We start from the raw sequence: 15,275 nt of genomic DNA on the forward strand, positions 1-15,275 counted from the left end.
GTCTCTCTCACTGTCCGATGTCGGTCGGCGGGTCGCCCGCCCACGCTGCGTGCAGAACGGCGGTGGCGGCCTCACGGGTGACGGGCCGCGGGTTTCCGTACGATCTGCTCGTCACGTCGTCGGCGATTCGGTCGATGTCCTTCTCCTTCATACCCAGTTCGGCCAGGGACCGTGGCGCGCCGAGTGCGCGACAGAGCTCCCACAACCGGGTGGCCGGGTCACCGGAGCCGGGAAGCGCACGCGAGAGCGCCGCCACTGCGCCCGGTGCCGCCGACTGATTGAAGGCCAACACGTGCGGCAACACCACGGTGTGGGTCGGAGCGTGCGGCAGGTTCAAGGTACCGCCGAGCGAGTGACACAGTTTGTGGTGCAACGACATCGTCGTGGCACCGAGAGTGGCACCGCACAACCAGGCACCGTGAAGGGCATCGCTGCGCGCCTGCGGATCGAGGTGATCGGCCACGATCGCCGGTAGCGCCGATGCGAGTGCGCGCACCCCGTCCTCGGCCATCAGCGCGACGATGGGGCTGATGTCGGGTGCATACAACGCTTCGACGGCGTGCGCCACGGCGTTGATTCCACTCGTGACGGAGATGTCGACCGGAAGACCGGTCGTCAGCTCGGGGTCGTAGACGACGCTGCGTGGCAGCACCCTGATGTCGCGACCGGTTTCCTTGTGCCCGTCGGTCGTCAGGCCCCACACCGGGGTCATCTCCGATCCGGCGTACGTGGTGGGAACGGCCACGATCGGCAATCCGTGCACCAGGGCGATGGCCTTGCCGAGGCCGATCGAGGATCCGCCCCCGACGGTGATGCAGCCGTCGGCACCGAGCGAAAGAGCCTCGGCGCTGGATCTTTTCGCCACCTCGGACGGCACATGCATCACGGCGTCGGCTCGCACACCCACGCATCGGTCTCCGAGCGTCGAGGCAATGCGTTCGGCTGTGCCCTTCTGGCTCGGCGAGCAGAGAACGAGGACGCGCCGCAGCCCGAGGTGGTCGAGCTCGTCGGCCACGGTCGACAGCGATCCCGCGCCGAATCGCACCCGCATCGGGTTCGCCTCGTAGACGAAGGCGTAGGTCATCTCGACAGGACCGCCGTCAATGCCTGCCGCAGGGCACCCTCGGGGTCTGCCACGAGTTCGTGTGCACGCCAACAGATGTGCTTGTCCGGGCGGACCAGCAACGCACCGCTCTCGGTCACTTCACGGAGCCGAGACCAATCGAAGTACAGGTCGGTGACGTCGCGTCCGGGTCCGATGACGACGGCCTCGACGGATACGCCCAACTCGTGGCCGATCTTGTCCGCCGCCGACTCCCAATCCGATCCGGCCACTCCGGTGATCAGCGTGAAGCGATCGTAGGGCGCAAGATCCATCATCGCGTGCTTGTGCATGTGGTCGCCCACCCAGGCGTGCGGCAGGTGCGATCCGGGCACGGTGGACACCTGGTAGTACAGGTCCGAGTCTCGTTCCGGTTCCGGCAGTACCCCGTCCGAAACGATCGCCGTGGACGTGTAGAACTGGCCCAGTTCCACTCCGTGGGCGTTGAATTCGTAGTTCTTGATCTCCATGGCCTGCACCAGCGCGGCCCGCTTCGCCGCGCCTGCAGGCGTGTTGGCCTTACGCTCTTCGATGCGTTCGACCATCTCTTCCTCGGTCTTGGCGTCGGTGACTCCGAGGGCATGAAACAGGTCTGCGAACTCACGACCGGATCGGTTGGCGCGTTTGACGATTCGCTCGGCCACCGGGGCGCGCTCGGCGGAGTAGGTATCGAGCAACTCGTCACCCGCCTGGCCCTTGATCACCGCAGCGATCTTCCACGCGAGATTGTAGGAGTCCTGGATCGAGGTGTTCGAGCCGAGCCCGTTGCTCGGCGGGTGCCGGTGTATGGCGTCGCCCGCGCAGAACACCCGCCCCTTCTGCAGGTGCGTGGCGTACATTTCGTTGTTGCCCCACAACGATGTTCCGGTGATCTCGACGTCGAGCTCCGGCATGCCCAGCAGGCTCCGAACGATCTCGACGGCGGCGGCCTCGTCGACCACCGGTGGCGGCTGTGCGATGTCGAATCCCCAGACCACGAGCCACTCGTTCCACGGCCGAACCATGCGAACCAAACCGGCACCGATGCCGCCGACATTGGATCCGGGCTGAATCACCCAGTACAGCACCGACGGTCGGTGTCCGACGTACTCGGCGATATCGGCCTTGAAGGTGATGTTCATCGACCCGGCGATGTCCATTGCGCCTTCGAGCGGAAGGTCGATGTCCGCGGCCACCTTGGACCGCGCTCCGTCCGCACCGATCAGGTACTTGGCACGGATGGTGTAGCGGTGTCCGGTGAGTCGATCGATGACCGAGACACTGACCCCGTCGGCGTCCTGCACGTGCGAAAGGTATTCGGTGGAGAACTGGGCCTGGGTTCCCCGCATCGTCGCGTTCCTCACCAGAATGGGCTCGAGGTACGTCTGGGGAATGTCGACGGTCAGGCACGGCGACGCGAGCTGGTAGTCCGCTTCTCGGTCGGCTCCGGTACCCCACGTGCGGATGCGGCCGATCTCCTCGCCCGCGATCGAGGTGCAGAAGACGGTGTCGCCGACGAGCCCGTGCTCGGTCGCGTCGGCCAATACCTGGTCTGCGATACCGACGTCACGGAAGACCTCCATGGTTCGCTGGTTGGTGATGTGGGCGCGCGGAGTGTTGGCCGTCCAGCGGTACTTGGTGATCATGATGTTGGGGATTCCGAGAGTGGACAGCAGCAATGCTGCGGATCCACCGGCTGGTCCCGAGCCGACGATGAGAACGTCGGTCTCGACCACCGAGGAATCGGGCAGCTCTGTGGCCTTCTGGCCGTCGTCGAACACCGGCATGGAACACACCCTTCGTTGCGCCCGACGTTGATCTCGGGTCTTGCAACCCAGTGTCCTGCATCACACCGGGGGTGGCCATCGATCCCGGTCATGTCGGCGGAAATCGACAACGGTGGCGCAATTGCGAAACTAGTGCACCGAGCGCAGCACCATCGCGTCGCGTCGAACCTCCGATGCTCTGGCTCCGAACCGTGTCGAGAAGGCACTGGAAAAATAAGCGGCAGAGGAGAATCCGCAGGAGGCGGCGATCTCGGCAATCGACGTCGAGCGTCCCGACGGCGAGGTGAGCATCGTGTGTGCACGGGCGAGGCGCCGCTCGAGGATGTACTTGGGCACGCTGGTGCCGTCGGCGGCGAAGACCCGGGACAGGTGCCGAGCGCTGATTCCGATCGCGTCGGACACGTCGCTGGCAGACAACGACGCGTCCATCAGACGGCGCTCGATGAAGGAGCGGGCAGATGCGCGATGCGCCGCACCGCCGTCGCTGCGCGTTCCACCGGTCAGGACGGAGACCAGCTCGAGGATCGTCCGCTCGTCCGGTGCGGTGGGCCCGTCGGTGCGAGTCGCACGGCTCACCCGAGCTGCGAGGGCGGCGGCGTGCACGTTGCCGTTCGCCGAGAAGTCGAAGACCCTCGGCGTCGCGAGAGAGCCCTCTCCGGTGACGTCGGAGTAGATGCCACGCGGGATCTTGACGACAAGTTCCTCGAGGCCGTGCGAGAACCCGCGCATGAAGGCTCTGTCGGCGTCGCACAGCAGAACCTGGCCGGGGCCGACGGTGCGCACTCCGTCCTCCGAGTAGAAGAACGCATCGCCGACCAGGCTGAAGTACAGGACCACCGAGTCCGACGGCCGACGCCGAATCAGCTCGGCATCTCGCTCGACGACATGGGAGGTTCCGACGACGCGGGCCAGGCCGACCGATCCGACCTGGACGTTGGTTTCGGTGGCCTCGAGGGACCCCCCTTCGAGGCTGCGGCATCTCAGCCCGATGAGCACCTCGGAGTTGTGCCCCTCCCACCGTCGTACTCGCTCGACGGAGGGAAGCCCGACGGTGGAGAACTCCACGGGTGACGCAGCGATCGACACGTCGGGCCTCCTTGGTGAGGGACTTACTTCTCCGGTACGAAACGCAGGTGTTCCGGATCGACTGTAACGAACAGCATCCACCGATCACCGAGGCCGCGCGTGACGTGGCCTGCTCCGGTCACGTCGTCGATGTAGGCGATGTCGCCGGCCACCGGCGAGGTCACCGTTCCGTCCCCGGTCTCGTTCTCGGCCCTGCCGTTGAGTGTGACGCCCAGCTGTGGCCTCGGGCCGTTGTGCCAGACGCCGGGAACGTACCCGTCCTCGCCGTAATCGCGGCGGGTGACGAATGCTCCGAGCGAGCGCGGCCACTGCTCGACCGGCGGTACCGGTGCCAGATCGCTCGGCCAGCGCAGCGGCTCGGTCCGTGAGGTTCCGCCGTCGTCGTAGATCCACGTCAGTGACGGCCGGCCCCGCCGGACGGTCGGGTCGGGTCGGGCTCCGTTGTCGCCTGCTTCGGGCAGCCAGTCGTCCAGTGCGAGGTAGAGCAACCATGCGAAGCCGTCCCAGGTCATCGTCAGGGTCTCGGGACTGGCGACGTTCGCGAACACCAGGTCTCCGGCGGAGAGCACGGCCGGGCTGCGGTCGCGTACGTCCACCCGCACCTCGCCCGAGAGCACCACAACGGCGTGCGACCCGAGCGAGGTGGGGGTGGGGACGTCGGCCATCCGGGCTCGGGTGAGCCAGAAGGCCTTTGCCGGAACGACGTTTGCGGGACCCTTGACGCGTGAGTCGCGGTGCGGCAGGAAGGCATCACCTGCGTCGATTCCTCCGTAGGTGTCGGAATCGCCGAGGGTCTCGTGTACGCGAAGCACTTTCATCGGGCGGTCATTCGGCGGTGGGGGCGTAGCGTCCGCTCAACTGAGGCGGAGTCCGACCCTTGTTTCCCGCTTCGGTCCATTCGTGGCGCGTCTGACGTCCCCAGGTGCGGTGCAGCTCGTCGCTGATGGTGACGCTGAGCCGGCCGAGGTCGCCCACTTCGAGGTCGATGCGGTCGCCGTCCTGAAAGGCATGCAGGCCACGGTGATTGGTTCCGGTGGCGATGATGTCGCCGGGTTCGAGGGCGTGCATGTGCGAGACGAATTCGACGGACTCGGCGATGCTGTACGCCATGTCGTCGGTGTCGAACTCCTGCTTGATCTCTTCGTTGTTCCACAGCGTGACCGGCAAGTTCTGCGGGTTCGGCACCTCGTCGGCGGTCACCAGGTACGGGCCGATCGGGCAGAAGGTCTCCCGCGACTTCATCTGGTAGAAAGCGTTCTCCCGCGGCGGGATTCCGCGTGCAGACCCGTCGATCAGGTTGGTGTAGCCGAAGATGTGGTCGTATGCATCGGCCGCCGAGACGTTGTGCGCGCGCTTGCCGATGACGATGGCCAACTCCGCCTCACCCTCGAAAATCGTTGCTGCGACGTCGGGCAACACCATGGTGTCTCCGTGTCCGATGATCGAATTCGGAGACTTGGCGAATCCGTTGATCGGCGGCCGCTCGGGCAGGGTTCCGTTCTCCATGTAGTTACGCGCCATGCAGTCGATGTTCGACGGCCGAGGGATCGGCGGGCGAATACGTACTGCGCTCAACGGAATTCCGTCACCCGCGGCCACGGCGGCTTCGAGTCGTTCGCGGTAGGTGGCCCAGCCCTCGATGACGCCGCGGATGACGTCCTGCGGGTGCGCCGCCGGGATGTCCTTGACCTCGCCACTGAGGTCGATCACGTTGCCGCCGTGGAGGACTCCGAGTTTGAAATCGTCGAAGAAGAGAAGCTTCATGGTGTTGCACCTTTCGTTGGGGGTTGGGGGTTGGGGACGAAACGTCCGTACCGGCCGCGGAAGAAGACCAGAGCGCTGCCGTCCTCGGCCGCGCTGAGACTGTGTACTCGGGCCACGACGATCGTGTGATCGCCTGCCGCGTATTCGGCGTACATCTCGCAGTTGAGCCAGGCCACCGCGTCGTCCAGGGCCGGGCCAGCCGACTGGTCGTGCCAGCTCGTGCCTGCGAAACGATCGGTGTTGCGTGCCGAGAACTGGCGTGACGCCTGTTCGTGATGGTCGGCGAGAATGCTGATGCAGAACCGGCCTGCCGCTCTGATGGCCGGCCAGGTGGTCGAGGTGCGCGCTACGCAGATCGAGACGAGTGCCGGGTCGAGTGAGACCGCCGTGAACGAGTTCACCGCGATCCCGGTCCGACCGGATGGGCCATCCGACGCGATGACGACAACGCCGGTAGGCAGGTGGCCCAATACTTTTCGGAAGATCATTCCCGCATCCGCTGCGGCGGGTGTTTCGGTGGTCGACGTCGCCATGAGACAGTCCATTCGCGTTTTGATTCCGTCTGATGGAATCGTATTTCAACCGACTTTACGTGACGTCGGACACCGCCGTCAACCCTCGGGGAGGACGGAGCGCCGCGGACGCCGTTGCGTCAGAAAGGTTTCGGGAAAATCAGTGACCCGAGTCGGTCCCGGGCATTGCGATATCGAGAGCGGACGCAGGCAGATCTCCTGCGGCGCGCAGCCGTTCCGACATCTCCCGTGCCAACGAGAGCAGCTGCTGAATGATCTCCGCATCACGATCGGGCTCGATCTTGCCCAGGCACAGCATCGCTGCGATGGGCCGTCGATCGGCGTCGAGGACCGGGGCCGCGATCCCGCGACCGGTATCGAACCGTTCGAAGTTGTCGACGGCGTATCCCTGTTCCTGGATGCGCGAGAACTCCTCTTCCATGGCATCCGGATCGGTGATCGTGTTCGGTGTGAATCGCCGCAGACCCTCGTTGTCGTAGAGGTTGCGACGCTGCTCGTACGGCATGTACGACAGCAGAAGCTTGCCGTCGGCCATGGCGTACGCGGGCTGCGGGTGCCCGGGCTCGAATTCGATGAACTCGGTATGCGCTCCCGCTACGCGCGAGAGCTGGACGGCCTTGACTCCCACGAGAGTGCTGAGCACCGCATCGTGGCCCGACCATTCCGCCAGACGCGAGAGGTACATCCGCGCGTCGTGCAGTACCGGATTGGTGACCATTCCGACGCTGCCGATTCCGATGGCGTGCATCCCGAGGCGGTACTTCGCGGTGCGCGAATTCTGTTCCACCCAACCGACACTGACGAGGGTGCCGAGGATGCGATGCACGCTGGCCGGCGACAGGTGGACGAACTGGGCGAGTTCGACGATGCCCAGCGGGTAGGGGTGCTCGGCCAGGGCGGTGACGATGCGGGTGGCCCGGGACACCGCACGCACGTGGCCGGCGTCTCGGTTCTCGCGCTCGTTCACAAAGCCTCCATGGGACGTGAGCTTACTAGTCGTCCCGGTCACCACACCGGTCAACGCCCCTGTGGCCGGGCTCATCACGTCATCACGGACGCCCCCGTCAGTCGGCGTACATCGTGGATCGTCACCCCCGGAGCCACTTCACGCAACGCGAAGCCTCGTGGCGTGACATCCAGAACGCCGAGATTGGTGACGACGCGGTCCACCACCGCGCGTCCGGTCAGCGGCAAGGTGCACTGCTGCACCAGTTTGGGAGTGCCGTCCTTGCCCGCGTGTTCCATGACGACGATGACGCGGCCGGCACCCGCAACGAGGTCCATGGCCCCGCCCATCCCCCGCACCATGTGACCGGGCACCATCCAGTTGGCCAGGTCGCCGGTCGCCGAGACCTCCATCGCACCGAGAACCGTCACGTCGATGTGTCCGCCGCGGATCATGGCGAACGACGTCGACGAGGATACGAACGATGCACCGGGGAGCACCGTGATCGGTTCGGTTCCGGCATTGATCAGGTCGGTGTCCAGACAATCCGGCAGCGGTGTGGGGCCAACGGCCAAAACTCCGTTCTCGCTGTGCACGGTCACTCCGAGCGAGGACGGCAGATGGTTGGCCAGGCGGGTGGGGAGACCGATTCCGAGGTTGACGCTCTGGCCGGGACGTAGTTCCTGCGCGGCCCGCCGCGCCATCTCGTCCCGGTCCCAGCCGAGGCCGGTCATGCGACCACCTCGTCCGGCACTTCGACCACACGCTGGACGAACACGCCGGAGAGCTGAACGGAGTCGGGATCGAGCTCGCCAGGTTCGACGATGCGCTCGGCCTCGACGACGGTGATGCGGCCGGCCATCGCCACATCCGGGTTGAAGTTCTGCGCCGAGGCCCTGAATATCGCATTGCCCGCAGTGTCGGCCACCGAGGCACGAACCAATGCGTAGTCCGTCACGATGCCCTCTTCGAGCACGTACTCACGCTCGCGGCCACCGAGTCCGAATCGGCGAATCTCTTTGGGAACGGACGCTTTCACCACGTCCCCGGCCGAGTTGTAGCGATGCGCCATGCCGCCGTCGGAGACGAGGGTGCCGACACCGGTGGGGGTGAAGAAGGCAGCGATGCCGGCCCCGCCGGCCCGCAGCCGCTCGGCCAACGTCCCCTGCGGTGTCAGCTCGACCTCGAGCTCGCCGCTCATGTACTGCCGCGCGAACTCTTCGTTCGATCCGATGTACGACGCGATCACCCGGTCGATGCGGCGATCGTGCAGCAGCAGAGCCAGACCTGCACCGTTGACCCCACAGTTGTTCGCCACGACGGTCAGGCCGGAGGCACCCTGGGCACGCAGTGCTCGCACCAACGCCCACGGCACTCCGGCGGTGCCGAATCCCCCGACGCCGATGCTCGCGCCGTGGGGAATGTCCGCGACGGCCTCTTCGGCCGACATCCGTTTACCGGCCCGCACCGCCACATGGGACGTCACAGCAACACCAGCCCACCGTCGGGGCACAGCGTCTGACCGGTGATGGCCTGACTCTCCGGCCGCACCAGGAACGCGACGACGTTGGCCACGTCGTCGGGGACCAGTGGACGCGGAAGTGCCTGCCTGCGCAGCACGTCGTCCTTGACGTGCTGTTCCATGCCGCCGACCGGCGGTGGCGTCAGACCCGGTGCAACGCAGTTCACGGTGATGCCCGACGCGCCGAGGGAGCGCGCCAGCGAGCGTGCCGCGCCGATGAGCGCGCCCTTGCTGGTGATGTACGGCAGCATGTCCGACACCGGCGGTGGGTTGAAGAACGTGTCGGACACGAGGAACACCACGCGTCCGAATCCCCGCTCGGTCATTCCCGGTTCGAGCTCCTGGACCAGCCACAGCGGCGCTTCGACGTTGACGGCCATGACGTTGCGCAGCACCGCGGCATCCAGATCGGCGAGAGTCGCACGCTGGAACGAGACCCCGGCGTGGACGAGGACGTCGACGCGGCCGTATTCGGCGAGCACTGCCCGTGCGGCTGCGCGCACGGCGTGTTCGTCGGACAGGTCGACCGCCGGATCACCGTGTAGGTCGAGTGCCACCACGTGGTGGCCGGAGGCGCGGAGCTGGTCGACGACAGCCGACCCGATGAATCCCGCTCCTCCGGTCACCAGTGCGACGGGGGCGTCGTCAGCCACCGAATTTGCTGTTCAGGCCGTCGAGAGCGCCGTCGATGTCCGCTCCGATACCGACGCGGGCACCGTCCTGCATCTCCTCGGGCACGTCGGCCTCGATGGCGTATTCCACCTCGGAACCGTCGCCTGCTTCACGCACGGTGAAGGTGGCGGCGAGGTGCTGCATCGGTCCGGGCTGGCCCGGCACCAACTCGTAGGTGAGCGATCGGGCGGCGTCGTCCTGAGCCGCGATGCGGTCGAAGACCGAGTCGCCGCGGGAGAAGTCGACCTTGCGGCTACCGTCGGCCTGCATCTCCACGGCGTCGATGTGCGGCTGCCAGGAGGCGTAGCCGCCGAAGTCGCTGACGAAAGACCAGACCTCGTCGGCCTTGGCGGTGAGGGTGGTCGTCTTGCTCAACTGAACGATGGTCATGGTGTTCTCCTCGAATTGTGTTGGTGGGTCTAGCTCTTGGCTGCAGCGAGCTTGGCCTCGGCGGCCGGGACGCTGAGCATGTCCATGTCACCGGGCAGTGCCCCGCCCATCCCCTGGAGCGCTCCGCCGGTGTGCAGATCGCCCGTGTCGATGGCGACTCCACCGATGGTCGCGAGAAGATCTGTCACCAGCTTCTTCGCGTCGTCGTCGTCGCCTGCCATGTAGACCGCGTGCTGAGGGTCCGCGCCGGCCGACAGTGTGGTCGCCATGATGTGGATGGGAGTGACGTTAAGCGCCTTGACCACTCGCGCGCCCGGTACGTACTCGGCGACCATCTCGCTCGAGATCCGGCCGCCGATGTCGATGACTCCCTGCGGTCCGGGGGCGGTCCGGTTGTTCGTCGTGTCGACGACGATCTTGCCGTCCCAGTTCTCGACGACCGAGACGGCCGCGGCGGTCTTGCCCCACGGGGTGGCGAGGAAGACCAGGTCGGTGCTGTCGACGGCCTCCTGCACCGTTCCCGCGGAGCAGTGTCCGTTGAACTCGTCGACGATGTCCGCCAACGATTCCGGGCCGCGCGAGTTGCTGAGGATGACGTCGTGTCCGGCCCGGGTGAACAGTCCGGCCAATGCCTGACCCATCCGTCCGGCTCCGATGATTCCTATTTTCATTTCTCTCCTTCTGTGGTGGTTGTTGTCGCCAGGTCCGCTTCGCTTGCGTCCCATTGGTCTCCGCCCAGGTAGCTGGCTCGAACCAGCCCCTTGTCCTGCAGCAGTACCTGGGCGTCGTGTCCGGCCGAGATGTCGCCGTGGGCCATCAGGTAGGCCCGGTCCGAGATTCCGAGGGCGAGCTCCACGTGCTGCTCGACGAGCAGAACGCCGCAGCCGGTGTCGTCGGCGAACCGGCGGATCACCGGCAGCAGTGCCTGCACGATGACCGGCGCGAGCCCGAGGCTGAGTTCGTCGAGCAGCAGTAGTGCCGGTTTGCGGGCAAGTGCTCGGCCCACGGCCAACATCTGTTGCTCGCCTCCCGAGAGAACTCCGGCGAGCCGGTTGCTCAGTTTCGTCAACGCCGGGAAGTAGTCGAAGGCGAGGTCTGCGTCGAGAGTCTCACCGCGCCTGCGCAATTTGAAGTGTTCGGCGACGGTCAGGCCGAAGAACAGTCCTCGATCCTCGGGCACGTGCGCGATGCCGCGGCGCGCCCGGTTGGTCGGTGACAGTGCCGCGAGGTTCTCACCCAGCAGGCTCACTCCGCCCTCGAACGAACGCACCAGCCCCGAGACTGCCTTGAGAGTGGTGGTCTTGCCCGCACCGTTGGGCCCGAGCAGAGCCACGACCTCGCCCGTCCCGACTTCGATGCCGATGTCTCGGACCACCACCGATCGCTGGTAGCCGGCCGAGAGGTGATCGACGCTCAGAACCGCGCTCATGTCAGATCCTTTCCGGCCGCGGCGACGTCGTGACCGAGATAGGCCGAGATGACGCGGGGGTCGGATCGCACGACATGTGGGAGTCCCTGCGCTATCACCTGACCGAACTCGAGGACGACGACGTAGTCGCAGGTGCCGAACACGAACGAGATGTCGTGGTCGATCAGCAACATCGGTGTTCCGTGGTCACCCAGGCTGCGCAACTGCTTTCCGAGAAAGGAGCTTTCGGTCGTGTCCAGGCCGGCGGCAGGCTCGTCGAGGCACAGAATGGCAGGCTTCGACGCTAGGGCCCTGGCGATTCCGACGAGTTTGCGTTGCCCCTCGGAGAGTTCGGTGGGCAGTGCCCGGGCCAGGTGGCCGATTCCGACGTCGTCGAGAGTCTTTGTTGCGCCGGCGATATCGTCGACGCCGAGGCCGAACATGCCGGCGATCGTCGACTTCACGGTGGGATGGCGTGAGGCCACGGCGAGGTTCTCCGCCACCGTCAGGTCGTCGAACAGTTCGACGGCCTGCCAGGTGCGGCACAGTCCCTCACGCACTCGTGCATGGGGTCGCAGACCGCTGACGTCGCGGCCACCGATCTCGATGGACCCACCGGCCGGGACGAATCCGGTGATGGCGTCGACGAAGGTGGTCTTGCCTGCACCGTTGGGTCCGATCAGGCCGACGATCTGGCCGGGGCGTACCTGCAGGTCGACGCCGCGCAACGCGTGCACGCCGCCGAACCGTACTTCGATGTTGTGTGCTTCGAGAACGTTGGTCGTCATGTTCGTACGCTCTTCATCCGTGGCAGTTCCGGCACGAGGGTGTCGATGCCGGTCATCTTGCGTTCCTTCTTGATCGACCTCGACACGAGCAGGCCGTCCGGGAAGAACCGCAGTTGGAGCAGCAGACCTCCGCCGATGAGCAGCTGTACGTACAGGGAGATGTGGTCTGCGGGGAGAACGTATTTCTGCAGGATCAGCGGTATCACCGAGCCGATCGCTCCGAAGCCCGCCAGTACGGCTCCCTGCGGCAGCGTCACGCCGAGTACGTAGACACTCGCCACCAGAGTCAGAGCGACGGAGATCCCGTAGCTGTTCGCCGAGACGGTGCCGAACTGGTAGGCGTACATGACTCCCGCCACTCCGGCCAGTGCCGAGGTGATGCCGAAGGCGACGATCTTGACCGTTCTCACGTTGACTCCGGCTGCGGCTGCGGCACGTTCGTTGGAGCGGATGGCCAACATCTGACGACCGAGGTCGCTGTTGCGCAGGTAGACCACGCCCATGTACGCGAGGGTGGCGACCACCAGCGCGACGAGTCCGAACATCGGGCTCGGTAGTGCGCCGTCCAGTCCGCGCAGACCCGAGTCGGGTCCGAAGTTGATTCCGAACAGCGTGGGCGAGGCCACGGGTGCCCCGGTCTGACCCCCGCCCCACTCGGAGTTGGCGAACACGAATTGTTCGATGGCCACGGCCGCGGCGAGGGTCACCACCACCAGGGTCACTCCGCGCACTCTCAGGGCCGCGGCTCCGATCCCCACGCCCAGTGCCGTCGCCGCGAGAACGGCGATGATCGGGGCGGCCGGGAAGCCGAGCCCGAATTCGGTGCCCAGCCGCGACACTGCGAACGCGGCGAACCCGGCGAGCGCGAGTTGCACCACCGACAGCTGCCCGACGTATCCCATGATGACGATGAACGACAGGCACAGGACGGTCGCGACGAGGCCGGTGGTGATGGCCTGGCGTAGGTCCGCGGGGAGGACGAGCAGTGCGATCGCTCCGACGACGAAGACCGGGCCGACGCGGCGCAGCAGGTGCTCTTGACGGGGTACCGCCGGGAGCGAGCGTCCGACGAATTCGCCGCGCTGCGGCAGTGTCGAACCCTTCCACCACAGTGCGATGACGATCAGCAGGAACTCTGCGAGCTGCTGCAACCCGGGTGGGGTGATTCCGTCCTGCGTCGGGAACCAGGCCATGGTCGAGGCGTAGGAGAGCAGCGACTCGGCCATGCCGATGAGAAGCCCTGCTGCGCAGGCTATTCCGATCGAACTGAACCCCGCGAACAAGGCAGCGGCCAAGGCCGGGATCACCAGCAGCGGCAGCGTCGAGGCGCTGACTCCGACGATGGAGGCGGCCAGGATGCCGACGAAGCCGGCCGTGACATAGGCGAGTATGGAGTTGGCCAGCGAGATCGACGACGGCGACAACCCGGCCAGTACGGCCGAACGCTCGCTCTCCGACGCCGCGCGGGTCGCGATACCGAAGCGGGTGAAGCGGTAGAGCGCCGCCAGTGCCGTCGAGATCAGGACGACCACTGCGGCCAGAATCAGCTGTGCCACCGGCACTGTCACGCCGCCGACTCTGACGACCGAGTCGGTCAATACCGCCGGGCTGTCGAGCGGAGCAGTACCGAACACGAGCTGGACCACCGCCTGCAGTAGCAGCAGGACGCCGATGGACGCGACGAGTTTGGCGAGCGGCGAGGCGGATCTCAGCGGTTTGACGGCGGCGAACTCGACCATGACGGCAAGCAGAGCCATCGCCAGCAGCGTCACGACGATCGCTGCGGGAGTGGTCAATGCGGGGGCGAAGAACCCGGTGCGCAGGGACCAGAAGAGGTAGCCGGCGACCATGACCACGGCACCGGCCGCGATGTTGATTGTTCCGCTACCGCGCCAGCTGAGTACGACGCCGACCGCGATCATCGCGATCAGTGCGCCGGTACCCAACCCGAGCAGAGCGAACAGGAAGACGGTATCCATGCGCTACGCCCGCCCGAGTCGAATCGTGGGCCCGGCCATCACGCGAGCGGTGCCGGCGAGAGGTCGAAGTGCTCCTGGGCGAACATCTGCGCGAAGGTCTCCCACTGCAGGCCCACATTGGTTCGCGCCGTGGACATATCGCGGTAGTAGCGCTGCATGCGTGAACCGTTGCGGCCGCCTTCGCTGGTTCCCGAGGTACGGAACAGCAGTTCGACGGCTTCCCAGGCGAGGTTGACGGCGTGGTGGGTGCTGGCGTTGATGTTCATCAGGTCCTCGGGCTCGAACTCGCCGCCGTCCTGTACCGACGACGCGCACAGCTCGGAGTAGTGCTGGCTCATCTTCACCAGGATGTCCTCGGCCGCACGGATCTTGCCGGCCGCGACGCCCCAGTAGCGCTGGAAATCCGGGGACGTGAAGCGCGGAAGTGGGTTGGGGCCCATGGTCTTCTTGGTCCGCAGAATGCGCTCGTACTCGTCGAGCGCGGCCCAGGCGCAGCCCACGAGTACCGAGGTGATCTCGAGTTGCAGGTAGCCCATGGGATGGCCTGCGTACATCGGATTGCCGTGCAGTTCGTAGCCGGGGGTCTTCAGTCCGCCGCGGAACTGCAACAGGCTGCCGCGCACCACGTTCTCCTCCGGCACCGCGGTGCCGGTGACGGTGATGCTGTTCGAGCCGCTGCCGCGCATACCGAACGCGCGCTCTTTCCAATCGTCCTGCAGGATCCAGCCGTTGCGCGGAACGAGAGCCAATCCCTGGCCGGTCTTCTCGCCACCCTCGATGAGCCGCACCGCGAGAATCGCGTGGGTCGAGTAGGGCGATCCCGAGCAGTAGTCCCAGGTTCCGTCGACGCTCCAGCGACCGTCGTCCTGCAGCGTCGCGGTGCCCATCGGCACGCCGCGCATCGGGGCTGCGAAGTCCCCGCCGGGTCCGATCGCCTCGGCTTGCGCCTTCTCGTCGAACAGTCCGCCGATCTGCAGTCCGTGACCGGAGGCAAGGCACAGGCACCAGCCCGAACCCGGGCAGCCGCGGGCGATTTCGATGATCATCCTGACGAACGAGGTGACGTCGTACTCGAGCCCACCGAAACGCTGCGGGAGCAAGGTGCGGTAGAAGCCGGCCTCCTTGAACAATTCGTGCGTCTCGGGCGAGTAGGTGCCGCGAGCGTCCGTCGAATCCTGTTCTGCGAGCAGATGATCACGGAACGATCGTGCTCGTTCGATGAGCACTTCCGGACTCGACGCGGGGCTGGAATGTTCGACGGTGTCGTTGGCTACAGCGGTCATGATGGTCTTCTTTCTCGAGAGTGTGGGGGCTGTCGG

The 15,275-nt window shown here is 66.0% G+C and carries 16 protein-coding genes; all 16 read right to left on the reverse strand.

Annotation, left to right across the window (positions count from 1 at the left end; all coding sequences use genetic code 11):
* Positions 1 to 7: 7 nt before the first annotated feature.
* Positions 8 to 1,084, reverse strand: coding sequence for a maleylacetate reductase (locus CH274_RS10250; RefSeq protein WP_094657349.1), 1,077 nt, complete (start codon positions 1,082 to 1,084; stop codon positions 8 to 10).
* Complete coding sequence (locus tag CH274_RS10255) at positions 1,081 to 2,868, reverse strand: FAD-dependent oxidoreductase (protein WP_094657350.1); 1,788 nt, start codon at positions 2,866 to 2,868, stop codon at positions 1,081 to 1,083. The genes CH274_RS10250 and CH274_RS10255 overlap by 4 nt, the downstream gene beginning before the upstream one ends.
* A gap of 129 nt (positions 2,869 to 2,997) precedes the next feature.
* Entirely contained in the window at positions 2,998 to 3,954 is a 957-nt protein-coding gene (locus tag CH274_RS10260; protein WP_179275694.1) for a helix-turn-helix transcriptional regulator, read from the reverse strand.
* A 23-nt stretch (positions 3,955 to 3,977) separates the two neighbouring features.
* On the reverse strand, positions 3,978 to 4,772 hold the full coding sequence (locus tag CH274_RS10265) for a hypothetical protein (protein ID WP_094657352.1): 795 nt from the start codon (positions 4,770 to 4,772) through the stop codon (positions 3,978 to 3,980).
* 7 nt (positions 4,773 to 4,779) lie between these two features.
* Complete coding sequence (locus CH274_RS10270; protein WP_094657353.1) at positions 4,780 to 5,718, reverse strand: fumarylacetoacetate hydrolase family protein; 939 nt, start codon at positions 5,716 to 5,718, stop codon at positions 4,780 to 4,782.
* Complete coding sequence (locus CH274_RS10275) at positions 5,715 to 6,251, reverse strand: flavin reductase family protein (protein ID WP_179275695.1); 537 nt, start codon at positions 6,249 to 6,251, stop codon at positions 5,715 to 5,717. The genes CH274_RS10270 and CH274_RS10275 overlap by 4 nt, the downstream gene beginning before the upstream one ends.
* Positions 6,252 to 6,390: 139 nt before the next feature.
* Positions 6,391 to 7,218: an IclR family transcriptional regulator gene (locus CH274_RS10280; RefSeq protein WP_179275696.1), complete on the reverse strand. Its 828-nt coding sequence runs from the start codon at positions 7,216 to 7,218 to the stop codon at positions 6,391 to 6,393.
* A gap of 74 nt (positions 7,219 to 7,292) precedes the next feature.
* Positions 7,293 to 7,931, reverse strand: coding sequence for a 3-oxoacid CoA-transferase subunit B (locus CH274_RS10285; RefSeq protein ID WP_094630225.1), 639 nt, complete (start codon positions 7,929 to 7,931; stop codon positions 7,293 to 7,295).
* Positions 7,928 to 8,647, reverse strand: a complete 720-nt coding sequence (locus tag CH274_RS10290; protein WP_170944612.1) for a CoA transferase subunit A — start codon at positions 8,645 to 8,647, stop codon at positions 7,928 to 7,930. The genes CH274_RS10285 and CH274_RS10290 overlap by 4 nt, the downstream gene beginning before the upstream one ends.
* 32 nt (positions 8,648 to 8,679) lie before the next feature.
* A complete protein-coding gene (locus tag CH274_RS10295) occupies positions 8,680 to 9,372 on the reverse strand; it encodes an SDR family NAD(P)-dependent oxidoreductase (protein WP_094657356.1) in 693 nt (230 codons plus the stop codon).
* Complete coding sequence (locus CH274_RS10300; RefSeq protein ID WP_094630222.1) at positions 9,365 to 9,781, reverse strand: SRPBCC family protein; 417 nt, start codon at positions 9,779 to 9,781, stop codon at positions 9,365 to 9,367. Before CH274_RS10300 ends, CH274_RS10295 begins: the two co-directional genes overlap by 8 nt.
* Positions 9,782 to 9,810: 29 nt before the next feature.
* Positions 9,811 to 10,452, reverse strand: a complete 642-nt coding sequence (locus CH274_RS10305; protein ID WP_179275697.1) for an NADPH-dependent F420 reductase — start codon at positions 10,450 to 10,452, stop codon at positions 9,811 to 9,813.
* The gene (locus CH274_RS10310) at positions 10,449 to 11,210 is read right to left on the reverse strand and encodes an ABC transporter ATP-binding protein (protein ID WP_094645904.1); all 762 of its coding nucleotides are present in this window, start codon (positions 11,208 to 11,210) and stop codon (positions 10,449 to 10,451) included. The genes CH274_RS10305 and CH274_RS10310 overlap by 4 nt, the downstream gene beginning before the upstream one ends.
* Complete coding sequence (locus CH274_RS10315; RefSeq protein WP_094645905.1) at positions 11,207 to 11,977, reverse strand: ABC transporter ATP-binding protein; 771 nt, start codon at positions 11,975 to 11,977, stop codon at positions 11,207 to 11,209. The genes CH274_RS10310 and CH274_RS10315 overlap by 4 nt, the downstream gene beginning before the upstream one ends.
* Complete coding sequence (locus tag CH274_RS10320) at positions 11,974 to 13,956, reverse strand: branched-chain amino acid ABC transporter permease (RefSeq protein WP_094657358.1); 1,983 nt, start codon at positions 13,954 to 13,956, stop codon at positions 11,974 to 11,976. The genes CH274_RS10315 and CH274_RS10320 overlap by 4 nt, the downstream gene beginning before the upstream one ends.
* Positions 13,957 to 13,994: 38 nt before the next feature.
* Positions 13,995 to 15,239, reverse strand: a complete 1,245-nt coding sequence (locus CH274_RS10325) for an acyl-CoA dehydrogenase family protein (RefSeq protein WP_094657359.1) — start codon at positions 15,237 to 15,239, stop codon at positions 13,995 to 13,997.
* Positions 15,240 to 15,275 lie beyond the last annotated feature (36 nt).

Origin of the sequence: Rhodococcus sp. 06-418-5 (genome assembly GCF_002258285.1) — a bacterium.
Taxonomy (GTDB): Bacteria; Actinomycetota; Actinomycetes; order Mycobacteriales; family Mycobacteriaceae; genus Rhodococcoides.